The following is an 18,460-nucleotide window of genomic DNA, read 5'->3' on the forward strand; positions in this document are numbered from 1 at the left end:
GTTGTTGCAGATGATCTTGCACAAGAATCAAGACAATTTAGAAATGATGTTCCAGAAGGAACAGATCCATTATACAGATTAGCTAAATGGTGGCAAAATTTTGATGGCTGTTCACTAGCAACAGATGCTAAAAAGCCAAGGGGACCAATGCTTATCGATATGGTTAAAAAATATAATGCAGATGCAGTAGTAGTTTGTATGATGAAATTCTGTGATCCAGAAGAATTCGATTATCCAATATACTATGCACAATTTGAAGAAGCTGGAATAAAGAGCTTATATATAGAAATTGATCAAGAAACAACATCCTTTGAACAAGTTAAAACAAGAGTACAAAGTTTCTCTGAAATGATGTAATTTCCAAATAAATAATGTAGAAATCTCTACCTTATAAGAATTTATAAGGTAGAGATGTATAACATTATAATATTATCTTTAGTTATGAATTATTGATTATATTTTAAGTTTTAAAAATATAAATTACATATTTTATTTTTGATTAAGCGAAATTATTTATTTTATTAAATTAAACGAAATTATTTATTTTATTAAAGGAGTGAAATTATGGGATTAGCACTAATAGCTTTAATACCTATTCTTATTGTAGGAATACTAATGTTAGGATTTAATTTACCATCAACAAAAGCTATGCCTGTAGGATTTGTTTTAGCAGGAGGAATAGCAGCTATATTTTGGAAAATGCCAGTTAAATGGTTAGCAGCAGCTACTATTTCTGGAGCAATAAATACTATAGATATATTATTTATAGTATATGGCGCTTTGTTAATATTAGCAATAATGAAAAAAAGTGGAGGAATTGATGGAATAGCTCAATCAATGGCAACTGTATCCACTGATAGAAGAGTTCAAGTTATTGTAATCGGTTTCTTAATGGAAGCTTTCTTTGAAGGGGCAGCAGGATTTGGAACTCCAGCAGCAGTAGCAGCACCATTATTAGTAGGATTAGGATTTCCACCATTAGTAGCAGCAATGGTTGCGTTAATTGGTAATAGTGCCCCAGTTAGTTTTGGCGCTGTAGGTACACCAATAATAGGTGGATTTGCTAATTTAGAAGCTATGATTAAAGCATCAGGATATACTGGAGAAATGTATGCCTTTTTAACAAGCATAGGTGGATTTGCAGCTATATTACATCTGATTGTAGGTTCTTTTATACCTTTAGTTATGGTTTGTACTATGACTTTAATAGTAGATAAAAGTATAAAAAAAGGATTAGAAGTATTACCATTAGCATTATTTGGTGGATTAATATTCACAATACCACAACTTGTACTTGCAAGTGTTGTTGGACCAGAACTACCAGCATTATTAGGAGCATTAATAGCAATACCAATATTTATTGTAGCAATAAAAAAAGGATTATTTGTACCAAAAACTAATTGGGATTTCAAGCGTGCTGAAGATGGGCAAAATGAAGTTGCAGTTGACTCTAATAAAAACGATAAACCAATTATGAGTGCGGGTAAAGCTTGGGCACCATATATATTAATTGGTATACTATTATTACTAGGACGTTTAAAATGGATTGGAATTACTCCTATACTTAAATCATGGGATATTACTTGGAGCAATATTCTTGGAACATCAATAAGTAGAGGAATTAAACCACTATATAACCCAGGTGTTATACCATTTATGTTAGTGGCATTAATAATTCCATTTATGCATGGACTTGATAGAAAAGAAGCTAGTAAAGCGTGGAAAGAAACAGTTGGACAAATTAAATCAGCGGCAATAGCATTATTCTTTGCTTTAGGAATGACTTATATATTAATGAATTCAGGTGCAGCTACAGGTACAGATTCAATGCTTATAGTTATGGCTAAAACAGCAGCAGGATTAGCTGGTAGTGGATGGTATTTAATAGCACCAGTTGTAGGAACATTAGGTTCGTTCATTTCAGGTAGTGCTACAGTTTCAGATATCATGTTTGGAGGACTACAATTAAGTGCAGCTAAAGAAATAGGACTTCCTATTACACCAATACTTGCTTTACAATCAATAGGGGCAGCAGCAGGAAATATGATCTGTGTGCATAATGTTGTTGCTGTTTTAACAACAGTTGGATTAGTAGGTAAAGAAGGCGAAGTTTTAAGAAATAACATAAAAATAGCAGTAGCTTATGGTATATTAACTGGAATTTTTGCAATGATTATTGTTAAGGTGTTTATGCCAAATATATTTTAGAGTAAAGTGAATTTAAATTATTATATTCTTAATAACAGCCACTAAATATATTTCCATTAAATTATATATTATTTTAAGAGTAGCTAGATATACTAGCTGCTCTTTTATTTTGGAGATTAAAGGTTAAAAATATAAAAATGGTATAAAAATTATAATGATAGATAATGAAAGAGAAAATTTTATTTAAATACATACGATTAATTACAATATATTCAAAATAAGTACATAATAAGCAATGCAATTACAAAAATTAAAATATATGTATATAAAATTGTTAACTGTATATCAAAATTGATCATATCTATTTATGAAAATTTATAATAATACATATGAATAACTGAAATAATGTGAAAAAATTCAATGATAAAGTGAAATATGTATAAGATATAAAGAATAATTGTTAATAAATAGGCAATGTTTAAAAAAATTACAATTTGTACTATAATACAATTATATCAAAAGTACAATTATTCAGAAAACAATGAAAATAATATGATATTTTACATTAATTGCTAAGGAGTGATTATTTTGAAGGAAAATCAGCATTGTTGTGGATGTAATTTAAATGATGAAAGATTGGAAAAAGTAAAAGGTATATCAGTGGAATATAAAAATGTAGAAGGTGCGTTAATACCTGTAATGCATGAAGTACAAGATTTATATGGATATCTTCCAGAAGAGGCTCTTCAGGTAGTTTCTAAAGAATTAAATGTTCCTATGTCTGAAATATATGGAGTAGCGACTTTTTACTCATTATTTACTTTAGAACAAAAAGGAAAACACGTAATAAAGGTTTGTATGGGAACAGCTTGTTATGTTAAAGGTGCTCAAGCTATTATTGAAAAATTAAATAAAGAACTTGGAATAGAAGTTGGAAAAACAACTAAGGATGGTGAATTTACATTGGAGGCAGCTAGATGTCTTGGAAGTTGTGGACTAGCTCCTGTAATGATGATTGATGATATCGTTTACGGAAAAGTAACACCAAATGATATTCCCAAAATATTGGAGGAGTATAAATAAAGGGAGGTTAGCAATTATGAGAAATCTTACTATAGAGGATCTTGAAAATATAAAAGCTGATAATTTATCAAAAGTTAATCAGGGAAAAGATAGAAAAACTATAAGAATAACTGTAGGAATGGGAACTTGTGGGATAGCAGCAGGAGCAGCACCTGTTTATGATGCTATAAAGGAAGAAATAAAAAATTTAGGACTTAAAGATATTGAACTTGTAAAGACAGGATGTATAGGAGCTTGTAGGTTGGAACCTCTTGTAGAAGTTATAAAACCAGGTGAAGAAAAAGTAACTTATGTTAAAATGACTCCAGGAAAAGCAAGAACAATTATGAAAGAGCATATAGTAAATGAAAAAATAGTAGAACAGCTTACTATACACCTTATAGAAAATAGAATTTTAAATGATTTTACAATAATAAATGGTTGATAGGAGTGAGATTTATGGAATTTTATAATTCACAGGTTCTAATATGTGGTGGTGAAGGATGTAATTTATTAGATTCCAAAAAGATTATAAATTTATTTAAATTGGAATTAAAGCAATTTGGACTTGATAGAGAAGTAGAAGTTATAAAAACTGGGTGTCTAGGACTTTGTAATTTAGGACCAGTTATTATTGTTTATCCAGAAGGAATAGTTTACGCTAATGTAAAACCAAGTGATGTACATGAACTTGTAGAAGAACAGTTTGTTAATTGTAAACCACTTCAAAGACTTAAGTATACTTTAAAGCCTGGAGATGGAAGAATAAGATCTTTGGATAAGGTTAATATGTTCAAAAAACAGCATAGAATTGTACTGAAAAATTGTGGAATTATTAATCCAGAAGATATTGATGAATATATAGCATTAGATGGATATAAAGCCTTGGGAAAAGTTTTAACTACAATGTCATCACAGAATGTTATTGATATTATTACTGAATCAGGATTAAGAGGTAGAGGGGGTGGTGGATTCCCTACTGGTAGAAAATGGTCATTTGCATCAGCACAAAATAATGAACAAAAATATATAATTTGTAATGCTGATGAAGGAGATCCAGGTGCATTTATGGACCGTTCTGTTTTAGAGGGAGATCCACATACTGTTCTTGAAGCAATGGCTATAGGAGGATATGCAATAGGGGCAAATAAAGGCTTCATATATATAAGAGCAGAATATCCTTTAGCAGTGGAAAGATTAAAGCTAGCGATAAATCAGGCAAAAGAGTATGGACTTCTTGGAGAGAATATTTTAGGAACAGGATTTAAGTTTGATATAGAACTTAGGCTTGGAGCAGGAGCTTTTGTGTGTGGGGAAGAAACAGCATTAATTAAGTCTATTGAAGGAAAAAGAGGGATGCCTGTAACTAAACCACCATTTCCAGCAGTAAGTGGACTTTGGGGCAAACCAACAATAATTAATAATGTGGAAACTTTTGCAAATATATGTTCTATAATTTTAAAAGGTGCAAAATGGTTCAGAACAATAGGAACCGAAAAAAGCCCTGGTACTAAAGTTTTTGCTTTAGGCGGAAAAATAAGAAATGCAGGACTTGTTGAAATACCTATGGGAACACCTCTAAGAGAGGTCATATTTGATATAGGTGGAGGAATCCCAAACAACAAACAATTTAAAGCAGTGCAAACTGGAGGACCGTCAGGCGGATGTATCCCAGCAAGAGACATAAATATTTCAATTGAATATGATACTTTAATAGAAATTGGCTCTATGATGGGATCAGGTGGAATGATAGTAATGGATGAGGATAACTGTATGGTTGATGTAGCAAGATTTTTTCTTGATTTTACAAAAGATGAATCTTGTGGTAAATGTACACCTTGCAGAATTGGAACTAAAAGGCTTCTTGAATTACTTGAAAAGATAACTAATGGAAAAGGGTCTTTAGAAGATATTGAAAAATTACAAAAATTAGCTATAGAAGTTAAGAATACTGCTTTGTGCGGACTAGGACAAACGGCACCAAACCCTATTTTATCTACTTTAAGATATTTTAAAGATGAATATATTGCTCATGTGGTAGATAAAAAATGTCCTGCTAAAGCATGTAAATCGCTTGTTAAATATCATATAAGACCAGAAATATGTAAAAGATGTGGTATGTGTTCTAAGCACTGTAGCGTAGGTGCAATAACTTGTAAAGTTGGAGAACCATATAAGATTGATCAGGATAAATGTTTAAAATGCGGATCATGTATGCAGGTATGTTTGTTTAACGCTATAGTTAAAGAATAATTTCTTTGAGAGGTGAAAAAAGATGGAAACAGTTAAGTTAACTATTGATGGTATAGAAATAGAAGTAGAAAAAGGAATTACTATATTAGAAGCTGCAAGAAAGAGTGGTGTGGAAATACCTACTTTATGCTTTTTAAAAGAAATTAATGAAGTGTCAAGCTGCAGGGTGTGTTTAGTTGAGGTTGGACCAAAACTATTACCATCTTGTACAGTTAAAGTAGAAGATGGTATGGTGGTAAAAACAAATACTCCAAAAGTTAGGAGTGCAAGAAAAACTGTTGTACAATTACTTTTATCAAATCATAAAAGAGAGTGTACAACCTGTTCAAGAAATGGAAACTGTGAATTGCAAAAATTAGCAGAAGATTTAAATATATATGATGTAGAATATGAAGGAGAAAAATCAAAATCATTTATAGATATATCTTCAACGTCACTGGTAAGAGACTCTGAAAAATGTATTTTATGTGAAAGATGTATAAGTATATGTAAAAATATACAATCAGTTGGAGCAATAAATTTTTTAGGAAGAGGATTTGTTACAAAAATAGCGCCAGCCTATGATAAACCTTTAGCTGAAACTGTTTGTATAAACTGTGGACAATGTGTTATGGCATGTCCAACTGGCGCTTTAACTGAAAAGGAAAATATAAAAGAAGTTTGGGATGAATTAGATAATTCAGATAAATATGTAGTGGTTCAAACAGCACCAGCAGTAAGAGTTGCATTAGGAGAAGAATTTGGACTTCCAATGGGTACGAGAGTTACAGGGAAAATGGCAGCTGCTTTAAGAAGAATGGGATTTGACAAAGTGTTTGATACTAACTTTGCAGCAGATCTTACAATTATGGAGGAAGGAACAGAATTATTAAAGAGACTTGAAAAGGAAGAAAATCTTCCACTTATGACTTCATGTTGTCCTGGATGGGTAAAGTTTGTTGAACATAATTTCCATGATATGTTGAATAACTTATCTACTTGTAAATCTCCACATGAAATGGAAGGTGCTGTTATAAAAAGTTATTTTGCAGAAAAAGAAGGAATTGATCCATCACGAATAGTTGTAGTATCTATTATGCCTTGTATAGGTAAGAAATTTGAAGAAACTAGAGAAGAATTATCTCGTAATGGAATGCAGGATGTAGATTATGTACTTACAACTAGGGAACTTGCTAAAATGATAAAACAATCTTCAATTGATTTTGTTAATCTTAAGGACGAAGAATTTGATAATCCATTTGGGATAGGAACAGGGGCAGGTGCTATTTTTGGAGCAACTGGAGGAGTTGCAGAAGCTGCACTTAGAACTATATTTGAAATCACATCAGGTAAAGAACTTGAAAATATAGAATTTAATGCTGTTCGTGGAGTTGAAGGAATAAAAGAAGCTGCTATTACACTTCCTAGTGGAAAAACTATTAATGCTGTAATTGTAAATGGTCTTTCAAATGCTAGGAAAGTAATGAATCAGATAAGAGATGGTAAAAAACATTATGATTTTATAGAAGTAATGGCTTGCCCAGGAGGTTGTGTAACAGGTGGTGGTCAGCCTATAGTAAATTCTAAGATAAGGGAAAAAATTGATGTGAGAGAAGTGAGAGCTAAAGCTATTTACGAAGAAGATAGACATCTTCCAATTAGAAAATCTCATAAAAATCCATGTATAACTAAAATATATGATGAGTTTTTGGGTGAGCCAAATGGGCATAAAGCTCATGAATTGCTTCATACACATTATGAAAAAAGAAATATGTTTTAATTATAGTTTAGATATTGCGCTGAATTTAGATATTTTGCTGAGTTTTAAAAAAGTTGAGAGTTTATATGCTGTATCAGCAAACTGATACTAGCAGTTTACAAAAGGATTTAACTGAGTACTAAAAATTCCTTTTGTAGAACTCTCAATTTTTTTTTATATATTTAATAAATATAAAAAAGTTGATTTTATTTGAAATATAAGATGATAATATAATTATTAAAGAAAATATAAGGAGGTTAACAATGAAGCAATTAAATACAGTAGAAGGTATAAGGAATTTTATAAAGGATAATAAATTAAGTTTAATTTATTTTTCTAGTAATGATTGTGGAGTTTGTAGTGTGTTATTACCAAAGGTTGAAGAGATGTTAAAGGATTATCCTAAGATAATGTGTGCGCATATAAAAATAGATGAAGTAATGGAGGTAGCAGGAGAATATTCTATTTTTACGGTGCCTACAATTTTATTCTTTATTGAAAAAAAAGAAATAATTAGAAAAGGACGGTTTATAAGCATTGTGGAATTAAAAGAAAATATAAAAAGATATTATGAACTATTTATAGTTTAGATGAAATAAAGTTCGTTAAATAACAAAAACTAAAAAAAGCTCTGATATTCTTGATAATTTAATAAAAATATTGCAAAGCAAGGGATGATATAGTAACATTATAATGGAAAAACTAGAAATATTAAAATTTTTTATAGGAGCGAGTAAAAATGGTAAAAACTAAAAATAAAAAAATGAAACTTACAAGTAAGATACTTTTGGCTCTGGCTTTAGGAGTTGGCTTTGGTATTATATCTAATTTATTTTTTCCTGCAAATGCAAATGAACTTATAAGTAAATGGGTACTAGAACCAGTAGGAAAAGTGTTTTTAAGAGCTATAAAAATGATTGTAGTACCTCTTGTGTTATGCTCTTTAATAGCTGGTGTGGCTAGTATGGGAGACATAAAAAAAGTTGGAAGAATAGGTGGGAAAATAGTAGCATATTATATGATGACTACTGCGTTTGCTATCAGTATAGCTTTAGTAATTTCGAATATATTTAAACCAGGTAATACTGGAATGAATAACTTAGAAAGTGCAACTAAAATTACGACTAAAGAAGCACCATTTATTATGGACATATTTGTTAAGATGGTTCCTGTAAATCCTATTAAATCTATGGTAGAAGGAAATATGCTTCAAATAATATTTTTTGCCATTTTATTTGGGTTAGGAATAACAATTATAGGGAAAAAAGCAGAACCTCTATTAAATGTAATAAATCAAGCAAATGAGGTTCTTTTAAAAATTATAGGATTAGTTATGTTGACAGCACCTTACGGAGTATTTGCTTTGATTTCAAAGGTTATAATGTTCCAAGGAATAGATGTTCTCGAAAAATTATTCCAATATGTAGGGGTTGTTATATTTGTCTTAATAGTACAAGCTGTAATTGTATATGGAATTGCTCTTAAGATTTTAGGTAAAGTAAATCCTATTAAATTTTATAAGAAATTTTGGCCTGTAATGGTTGTGGCGTTTAGTACATCAAGTAGTAATGCTACTATACCAGTTAACCTTGAAGCTTGCGAAGAAAAGCTTGGAATACCAGAAAGAATATCAAGTTTTACGATTCCATTAGGAGCAACAATAAACATGGATGGAACCGCAGTAATGCAGGGAGTTGCAGCAATATTTATTGCTAATGTATATGGAATGAATCTTTCCCTTGAACAGCAACTTATGGTAATATTAACAGCTACTCTTGCGTCTATAGGTACAGCTGGAGTTCCGAGTGCTGGGGTTGTAATGCTTACAATGGTACTTCAACAAGTTGGATTACCTATAGAAGGTGCAGCATTAGTATTGAGCGTAGATAGAATAGTTGATATGTTCAGAACAACGGCTAATATAACGGGTGATGCGATAGGAACATTAATTGTTGCAAATTCAGAAAATGAACTTGATTTAGATGTATATAATAGTGAAATAAGTGTTGAATCAAATATTAATAATTAAAATTATTGAAATAAAACTGCTCAGATAAATGAGCAGTTTTTTTATTGGCTAAAACACAAAATAAGCAATTAAAAGCTACAAATGATTGTACGGACATAGCAAATGTATAAAGAAAAGAAAAATGGAGGAATATATGTAAAAATGTCTAATAATAAGGAATATAATAAAATAATGAATTAAAAGTTAAAAAATAACGATTATGAGGTGAAAATATCAAATATGGAGAGGCTTAAATCAGAAGCATTAATATATATATATGATAAATTAAATAAAGGAAAAACGATTTATAAAGAAGATGTAATGAATAAATATAAGATTAGTAGTAGAACTTTTGATAGATATATAAGTGATATAAGAAGTTATTTTTATAATGAATCTAAATTTAAAAAAATAGAATATGATAGAAAAAAAGGTGAAAAAGGAGGATATGTACTGGAAAATCAAGATAAGAAATGTCTTAATCAGAAGGATATTTTAGCTATTACAAAAGTGCTTTTAGAGAGTAGAGGATTTATAGACAAAGAAATGAATCTAGTTATTGATAAGCTTTTAATGAACTGTGTTGCACAAGATAAGACAAACATAGAAGCTATTATTAATAATGAACTAGAAAATTATATTTCTCCAAAACATGGAGGTAAACTCATAGACAAGTTATGGGAACTTAGTGATGCTATAAAGCAGCAATGGATTTTAGAAATTTATTATCACAAGATAGGTAAAAATGGAGAAGTTGATGAGAATGTTTCAAAGCGAAAACTATATCCACAGGCAATTTTATTTTGTGAATATTATTTTTATCTTATAGCTTTTATAGAAGGAAAAAGCTATGAATATCCTGCTATATATAGAGTGGACAGAATAGAAAAATATAAGATTTTAGATTCTAGATTTAAGATAGAATACAGTAAACGTTTTAAAGATGGTGAATTTAAAAAATTAATTCAGTTTATGCAAACAGGTGAGCTGCAAAAAATAAGATTTAAATTTACAGGTTATTCTATAGAGGCAGTTTTAGATAGACTTCCTAATGCTAAAATAATTGAACAAAGAGAAGACGGTTATATAGTAGAAACAAAAATGTTTGGAAAAGGAATAAAGATGTGGCTATTAAGTCAAGGTGATGCAGTAGAAGTTTTAAATCCTGATAAATTTAAAGAGGAAATAAAAGAAGTTATAGAAAATATGAGAAAAAAATATAAATAGTTTAATAAAATGCCAGTCTGTGTCGGTGGCAAGACCTAAAATATAGATTGAAGCTAAGGAAAATATAATTAAGGATAAGGAGAAAGATTATGCTAAATAGAAAAGAAATCAAAAATATGCTTTTTGATTTGAGAAATATTAGTGCTAGCTGTGATAATTTATATCTTTCTGAAATTGAAAAACTTGAAGAAATAGTGGAGGAAAATAAATATAAGGTAGCAGTTATTGGGGAGTTTTCTTCTGGAAAGAGTACGTTCTTAAATGCGTTGGTAGGTAAAAGAATATTATATTCATCTAATAATGAAGCAACCGGAGTTATAACTTATTTAGAAAGTGGAAAGAGAAAAATAGCTTCTATATTTATGGAGGATGGTAGAGAAAAGGAAATAGAATTAGTCTCAGAACAGAATTATAAAGAATTAAAAAACTATGCTGATATTAAGAACAAAAAAGATAAGATATCAAGCATAGCAATAAGTTATCCTCTAAAAGGTATTGATAAAGATATATCTTTTATAGATACACCTGGACTTCAGGGAATAAGCCTTAAGCAAATGAAAATTACAAAAGAAATATTAAAAGAAGCAAATGCTACTATAGTGCTTATTACTAAGAAGGGATTAACTCAAACAGAACTTGATATTCTCACAGGGGAGAATAAAAAATTTGGAGCAATAAATACGAAAGATGTTTTTATTGTTATTAATAAAATAGGAATGATGCATCAAGGTAGAACTTGTAATGAGGCTTTACATAAAATTGAAGAGACAAAAAATAAGGTTATTGAAAAACTAAAAGAAAATAGAATCAAGGATGTAAAAATTTTTGCTGTAGATAGTAAAGATTCTTTATGGAGCAGTGATGATGAGCTTTATGAAAAGGTATTAAAAGACAATAATGAGGAATTAAATATTATATTGAAACAGGAAGAATACAGAGAAAGAGCTCAATTTGATCTTTTTAAAGAATTTTTATTAGATTTTCTAGAAGAAGGACAGAGAAATAAAAACTTTTTAGAAGATATAAATAGTAAGATAAGTATGATAGTAGAAGCTTTTACAGATAAATTTTCTGATAATGAATCTGTGAAGCTAAGTAAAGAAAATGAGTTAATAAAACAGTTATATGATGAAAAAGAGATTTTAATTAAAAATAGAAGAAAATTATATAATTCATTATCTAGATATATAGCCAATTCTTTTGATGAATTTTCAGTAAAAGTAGAAGAAGATATAAATTTATTAAGTAAAATTAAAAATAAGGAAACTGCACAAATAATAAATAAAATTTTTACAAGTAAGTATGATGTAAATCAAGAAAATGTAGATTTGTGCTATGAAAAGATAAAAAAAATAATAGGTAAAGATGCTGAACAATATGAAGAAAAATTAAATCAATATCAACAAATTATGGGCAGATATTTAATAAACAAAAGGTTTAGTGAGGATTTTACAAAAATTATTAAAAATAAATCTGATTTGAACTTTAACATTGATATAAAAAAGATTAAAATTGATCTCAATTTTAAAAAGCTAGAGTTTGAAGAAAATGATGTAATTGAAGAAGTAAAAGGTGAGATTAAGGAAATAGAAGATAAAATTTCAAGTCTGAATTCTTTAATTGCTAAAGGTGATGCTAACGTACCAGAACAAAAGCAGAATATGTCAGTACTTAAAAAGGTTCAATTAAAGCGTGATTTTGAGAGTAAAAAGAGAAGACTTGGTAAAAGACCTTCACCAAGACAAAAATATAGAACAGTATCAAAGACAACAGGCTTTTGGATATTTAAAAAGACTACTTATGATGAAGTCCCAGATGGACTTGATTATAGTGAGTGCGAAGTATGGGACAGAAAGACAAAAGATATTACCAATAAATACTTTAAACAAATTGAAAGCATAGAATCTGAAATTGAGAAATATGAAAGTATTGTAAAGAAATTAAAAAGAAGTAAAGAGGAACTGGGAAGATTACATAATAAAAAAATGGATTTTAAATTAGAATTAAGTGAAGTTAAAAGAGTATTAGAAGTTAAGAAGCAAAAAAATGAAAAGAAGTTTGTTGAAGACAAAAAAACTGACATATATAAGACCTTTTATAAGTTGGAGAAAGAAGCATATAAAAAGATTATTGATGAAATTAGAAAAAACATATATAATTTAAAATCTTCAATAAAATCCAAAGTAAAAGAAGAAATTGAAAATTACTTAGAAGGTTATTCATTAAAACTAGATGATAAAATCAAAAGAATAAAAGACAATATTCAAATGAGTGATGAAGAATTCACGTATATGATAAACAAGCTAAAAGAAATGAGGGGGAAAGTTTAATGAGTTTCCAAAGTTACAAAAGAAAAAAACAAGAGGTAGTTGAACTATTAAAAAATATTAGAGAAAAAATACCTGTAGAAGGTGTAGTGAAAATTGTTGATCAAAAAATAAGAAATATTGAAAATGATAGATTTATAATATCAATATTTGGACATTTCAGTAATGGTAAAAGTACTTTTCTAAATGCTTTAATGGGATTTGGAGAGGAAATACTTGTAGAAGATGATTTGCCAAGTACTGCTGCTATAACAAAATTAAGAGCACCTGAAAGTGAAGATATGTTGAATAAAGCACAGGTTATATTTACTAATGGAAATAAAGAAATAATAGATATAAAAGAGTTAGGAAAATACTCTGCTGCTAATGAAGAGTATGAAGTGGAAACTCAAATAAAGGAAGTAACACTTTTCTTGGATTCAGAGTATCTGAAAAATGGTATAGAGATAGTAGATACTCCAGGTTTTAATTCTACACATACAGTTCATACTGAAATTGCAAAGAATCATGTAGAAAAATCAGATGCCAGTATCTATATGTTTTCATATGATAAACCTGGAGCTGATGAAGAATTTAAGTTTTTAAATTATGTGAATAAGTATATGAATAGAATATTTTTTGTTGTAAATAAAATTGATCTTTGTGATAAAACGGAAAATACAGTAGAGAAAACTGTTGAAGAATTAAGATCTAAGCTTCTTATTAAAAAGGTAAATATAGAGGGTAAAGAAATTTATCCAATTTCAGCAAAACTTGCTAAAGAAGCTATTAGTGAAGAGTCAGAAGCTAAGAAAAAGCATTCAAAATTTGAATATTTTAAAGATGCATTAGGAAATTACTTAACAAGTGAGGATAATTTAAAAGATAGATTATTTGAACCTTTATCAGTAGTTCAGGAAAGATTAAAAGCTGAAAGGGAAGCTCTTCAAGATAAAATTACTGCATGCAGTAAAGATAATGAAGAATTAATGAAGGAGCTTGAAAATAAGAAAGCTTTGATAGGTGATTGTGAAAAAGAGCTTAAAGAAAAAAAAATTAATATAAAAAACAGTGTTAGAAATGTTATAAGAAATTCAAAAGCTAATTTTGAAAGTAGCGCAGTACAGATTATAGATGAAATTAAAGAAGAATTAAGTGAGATAAATTCAGAATTTGATGTGGCTCTTGCTGATTTTAGTGGTATGGCAATAGGAGTTTATGATAAGTTCATAAGAAATTGGAACAATATAAGAATTAATTTAGAAGATGATTTTATCAGAATAATTGAAGAAAATATAGATAATGATAGAGAACTACAAAAAATGGAAAATAGGCTTACTAACATAATTCATACAAGTCTTGATATAGAAAAAATAGATGTAAGTGATCCTGCATTTGATTTTAAGGAATTGGACAAAATAGATAAACAAATTCAAAAAAGAAAAAATGAATATGATAGAAATAGAGAAAAGCTTACTAGATGCAGAAATGATAAAACAAAAATTGATATGTTAACTGAAGAAAAAGAAAAGCTTGAAAGGGATATAGAAAAATTAGTTGATAAAAAAGAAATGAGATTAGAAAGTATAGGGGAAGCTAGACCAGTATATGGAACAAAAACGGTAAATAATGAAAAAAAGAGAAAAGGGATTTTGGGCTGTATAGGTAATGCGTTGTTTGGTCCTAAGGTAGTAAGAGAAGCAGAAAGCTATGTGGATTATTCTTCAGTTGAATTTGTGGAAAAACAAAGAGAAAAAATTCAAAGTCAGTATTCAGTACAAGTGTCTGCTCAAGAAAAGAAGCTTGAAAGTAAAATTTATGAAATGATGGCAATGGGAGATATAGAAAATCAATTAATAGATATGGAATTTGAAAGTAAGGAAGCAAGAAGAATATATTTAGATTCTATAAATAAAGGTGAGGAAGAAAAGACAAAAATATCTCAAAAAATAATAAAAGTTTCAAGGGATAATTATTTTAAAGAAATAAAGAAAGTTTGTGATGAGTATGTGTATACAATAAATAATTTTCTAGATAACCAAAGAAATCTTATTACTAATATAATTGAAAAAGCCATTCAAGGTGAAAGAAAAAAATTAGATAATATGAAAGAAAATTTATATAGTATAACTACATTAGCAAATAAGACACCAGAAGAATTACAAGAAGAAATGAAAATATTGTACAAGCAGTTAGATGATGTTGTTTATGTAATGAATGAGATACAAGAATATAAGGAGAAAATGTAAATGATAATAGATGATGTTACTAAATTTAACTTAAATCAGGAAGAAATAAAATATTATCTTAATAAGATAAAGAATAATGAATCAATAGTAGTAATAACAGGAGAATTTAGCTCTGGTAAAACATGCTTTTTAAATACATTTTTAGGAAAAGAAAAATTTCTGCCTCATACAAATGGAGAATGTACCCCTGTGCTAATAGATATTATGGATAGTACAGAAAATTATATAGCTATAAAATATAAAGATGGTAGAGAAGAAGAAGAAGAAGCTTCAGAAGAAAATATTAAAAAATACACTAAATATACAGAGAAATATGATACTAATATTTTATCTGTGAGCATTCCTGTGAAATCGGAGTATTTGATAAAGAATACTCATATTATAGACAGTCCAGGAACAAACACTATAATTAAGGAACATGAAGAAATTACAAATTACATATTAAAAAAAGCAGATATAGTTATTTATGCTGTAAATAAAGTTATTTCAGATTCAGATGTTAAATATATAAAAGAAATATGCAAATATACAGAGGATATTATATTCATCGTAACGCATATAGATGAAGTTGACGAAGAACAGAGGAGAAACGGAATAATATATAAATCTCAAGAGCAAATAAAGAGGTTTGTAAATACTATAAAAAAAGAATTAGAAGATAAATTAGGTTTGGAAGATGTTGAAGTACTGCCAATAGGTTCAAAAGTGGCATTTAAAGATTATAAATATATTGAGCCTATAAGAGAATGTATAAACAGTTATATAGAGTTAAACAGTATTGAAATGATTAAAAAAAGAGTTAAAAAACAGTTGAAAGTTCTATTTGAAAATAAGCTTAAAAGTATAGAAAAGGAAAATAAATTTTTTACTGCTAACATGAATATTGACAAAGATGACCTTCAAAGTAGAATAAATTCTTTAAACAATAACATAAGTAAAATGGAAGAAAAAAACAAATACAGAGTAGAGAATATTGATTTAACTGTAAAAGGGGAAAGTAATTTATTAAAATCGGAAATAAAAGCATTGTTTGAAAGAGAGCAGGAAAAGCTTTTAGATAGACTTTTAAAAAATAAAGATATTACATCAGAAATAATAGAGAATGAATTTAATAACACAAGAATGATTATTGGACAAAATATAAAGGAAAAGATTAAAAATAAAATAGAAAATTTACTTAAAAATGTGTATTCTAATATGAATTCTGAAATTAAGAGGTTGATGGATTCTGTAGATATAAAGTTAGAAGCAAATATAAGAAAACCCATTATTGAAGAACTAGATGATAGTGATTACAAAAAAGATGTACAGGATATCATTAAAATGAAAGAAAATAGTATTCAAAATTTAAGACAAATTGAAAATGAGATAGCTTGCACAGAAACAGAAAAGGAAGAAATAACAGAAAGCATAAAACAAATAAATGATACAATAGAAGCATATAGAAAAGAAATGAATGAATTAGGAATGTACATTCCAGAGTATGAAGAAGTTGTAACACAAGGGGGAGGAGAATCAGGAGCTAAAATTGGAAGAGTTTTTGGAGAAGTAGCTGACCTTTGTCTCTTAGTTACTCCTGTAGGAGCACCAACTGCAGCTGTTAAAGGTAGTAAAGCACTAACAATGATGGATAAGGTTAAGGATACTATTAAATCATTTTCTTACATAGAAAAAGTAACAAGAATACCAGGTAGAAAGCCTGTAAAAACTGCTTCAAAGATTAAAAGAGAACTAGAAAAAGTTAAAAAAGCAACTGAAGCAGCTGGACAAGCTAGAAATAAAGTAGTACAGATTGGTAATGAAATTGCTAAATCAGGAGGATCTCTAGAACAAATAGGAAATGCTCTAGATGTTTTATCAGTAGGATATTGGGGAGAGAAAATTGGAAAAGTCATAGGAGAAACAATCAAACCTACTGAAACTATTTTAGTAGAAAATGAACAGCAAAAAATTGAATGGAATCAGCAAAAATATATTCTTGAACAGGAAATAAACAATTACAGAGCTAAAAAGTTAGAAATTGAAGAAGCTTATAAAAATGCAGATACTATAAAACAAAAACGCAAGCTTAAAAATGAATTGAAAAGTAAAAATGATTATTATAATGAACTTCTTCAGGAAATGGAAGAAAAGTTCAAAAAACGTAAAGAAGAAGATAATAGTAATAAAATAGAAAATTATTATAAACAAGAAATTAAAAAGATATTTACTAATGAAATGTCAACAGCACAACAAACAGCTTTATTAATATTTAATTCTGCGAAAGAAAAGGTTAAAAATAAAAGTGAAGAGGATTTAAAAGAAAAAATACTTGAAATTGAAGCTAATATTCAGAAGCTAGTTGATGAAAAGGATGAAATACAGAAAGAAATAGATAAGAACAAATCAACTATAAATGAATTAGAAGAATATGATAAATGGATTGAGCAATGGGTGAATGAATATGCAAGTATATGAGAATCTTAATTTTCAAAAAAAATATTTTCCAGAAATATGTGAAGGGTATTTAAAACCAGAGGAGGTAGCTGCAGAGGCGGCTGTTTCCCAAATTAATGAAAATGAAGAAGTAGATTTAAATATAAAAGATGAAATCCTATTAGTGTGTGAAAGTTTTAAAGAAGTATTAACAGAAGTTCTAAATTTGCCGCATGAAATGTACATGGAGCTCGAGCATGAGATGGAACAGTACAGTATAATAATGCTTTATAATGCTCATGTAGAAAATATAAAAAAGTATTATTCAAAAAATTTATTAGAGCTTCAGTATATTCATGGGTATAATACTAAATTTTACAATATAAAACTAGTAAAAAAAATCAATAGAAAGTTTTTTAGAAAAGCAGTAAAGGTAGTAGTACTTAAAGAACTGGATTTTTATGATAAGATGGCATTGAAAGATGTTAATTATATGGATTTAAAGTACGATTATAAAGAAGTGTTAAGAGAAACATTAATTAAATTTAAAAGTTATTACAATGAGAAAGGTTTTCTTCAAAATGAACTTAATAATATAAATAAAGAGGGCATTTTTTACAGGGAAAATTTAATAGAAGGTTCATATGGTGTTTTTTTAAGTCTAGAAATATGCAATCATATAAGCAGTAAAGTTCAAAAATATCAATTAGATAACAAAGAATATCATAATATTATAAATATGTGTATTTCTGAATTTTTAAAAGAGTCATTGGAAATATTAAGAAAGTTTATAGTAGAGCCTGATTTTAATGAAAACTTTATTATTGTAGATATTTACTTAAAAATACAGAGAAAATTCACTAAAGATATTAATAAGTTTGTATTTGAGGTATTTATAAATGAACTGAGTGATATATTGAGTAAAAATAAAACAGGTACAGATATTTATATGCAATTACTTAACAGCAGTATAGTTAAGGTGGATTATATGTTAAAGGAACAAATTGAAGAATTATATACTGTTATAACAAATACATTGGAAAAGGTGAGTTGA

Annotated in this window: 13 protein-coding genes; all 13 read left to right on the plus strand. The window is 28.4% G+C overall.

What is annotated here, in order from left to right:
• A partial coding sequence (locus tag OW763_RS15965) for a 2-hydroxyacyl-CoA dehydratase family protein (protein WP_268042496.1) occupies positions 1–357 on the plus strand: 357 nt, incomplete at its 5' end.
• A gap of 207 nt (positions 358–564) precedes the next feature.
• The gene (locus OW763_RS15970; protein WP_268042498.1) at positions 565–2,208 is read left to right on the plus strand and encodes an L-lactate permease; all 1,644 of its coding nucleotides are present in this window, start codon (positions 565–567) and stop codon (positions 2,206–2,208) included.
• A 528-nt stretch (positions 2,209–2,736) separates the two neighbouring features.
• The gene (nuoE, locus tag OW763_RS15975; protein ID WP_268042500.1) at positions 2,737–3,231 is read left to right on the plus strand and encodes an NADH-quinone oxidoreductase subunit NuoE; all 495 of its coding nucleotides are present in this window, start codon (positions 2,737–2,739) and stop codon (positions 3,229–3,231) included.
• A 16-nt stretch (positions 3,232–3,247) separates the two neighbouring features.
• Positions 3,248–3,655 (plus strand): (2Fe-2S) ferredoxin domain-containing protein, encoded by a 408-nt coding sequence (locus tag OW763_RS15980; protein ID WP_268042502.1) that lies wholly within the window; start codon positions 3,248–3,250, stop codon positions 3,653–3,655.
• A gap of 14 nt (positions 3,656–3,669) precedes the next feature.
• Entirely contained in the window at positions 3,670–5,463 is a 1,794-nt protein-coding gene (locus OW763_RS15985; protein ID WP_268042503.1) for an NADH-quinone oxidoreductase subunit NuoF, read from the plus strand.
• A gap of 22 nt (positions 5,464–5,485) precedes the next feature.
• Positions 5,486–7,222 (plus strand): NADH-dependent [FeFe] hydrogenase, group A6, encoded by a 1,737-nt coding sequence (locus tag OW763_RS15990; RefSeq protein ID WP_268042504.1) that lies wholly within the window; start codon positions 5,486–5,488, stop codon positions 7,220–7,222.
• 242 nt (positions 7,223–7,464) lie between these two features.
• The gene (locus tag OW763_RS15995; protein ID WP_268042506.1) at positions 7,465–7,791 is read left to right on the plus strand and encodes a thioredoxin family protein; all 327 of its coding nucleotides are present in this window, start codon (positions 7,465–7,467) and stop codon (positions 7,789–7,791) included.
• A 149-nt stretch (positions 7,792–7,940) separates the two neighbouring features.
• The gene (locus OW763_RS16000; protein WP_268042508.1) at positions 7,941–9,230 is read left to right on the plus strand and encodes a dicarboxylate/amino acid:cation symporter; all 1,290 of its coding nucleotides are present in this window, start codon (positions 7,941–7,943) and stop codon (positions 9,228–9,230) included.
• A gap of 219 nt (positions 9,231–9,449) precedes the next feature.
• A complete protein-coding gene (locus OW763_RS16005; protein WP_268042510.1) occupies positions 9,450–10,436 on the plus strand; it encodes a helix-turn-helix transcriptional regulator in 987 nt (328 codons plus the stop codon).
• A gap of 89 nt (positions 10,437–10,525) precedes the next feature.
• A complete protein-coding gene (locus tag OW763_RS16010; RefSeq protein ID WP_268042512.1) occupies positions 10,526–12,766 on the plus strand; it encodes a dynamin family protein in 2,241 nt (746 codons plus the stop codon).
• Positions 12,766–14,991, plus strand: coding sequence for a dynamin family protein (locus OW763_RS16015; RefSeq protein ID WP_268042514.1), 2,226 nt, complete (start codon positions 12,766–12,768; stop codon positions 14,989–14,991). Before OW763_RS16010 ends, OW763_RS16015 begins: the two co-directional genes overlap by 1 nt.
• Positions 14,992–17,448 (plus strand): dynamin family protein, encoded by a 2,457-nt coding sequence (locus tag OW763_RS16020; RefSeq protein ID WP_268042516.1) that lies wholly within the window; start codon positions 14,992–14,994, stop codon positions 17,446–17,448.
• Positions 17,435–18,460: a hypothetical protein gene (locus OW763_RS16025; protein WP_268042518.1), complete on the plus strand. Its 1,026-nt coding sequence runs from the start codon at positions 17,435–17,437 to the stop codon at positions 18,458–18,460. The genes OW763_RS16020 and OW763_RS16025 overlap by 14 nt, the downstream gene beginning before the upstream one ends.

The organism is Clostridium aestuarii, from assembly GCF_026735135.1.
GTDB lineage: Bacteria > Bacillota > Clostridia > Clostridiales > Clostridiaceae > Clostridium_H > Clostridium_H aestuarii.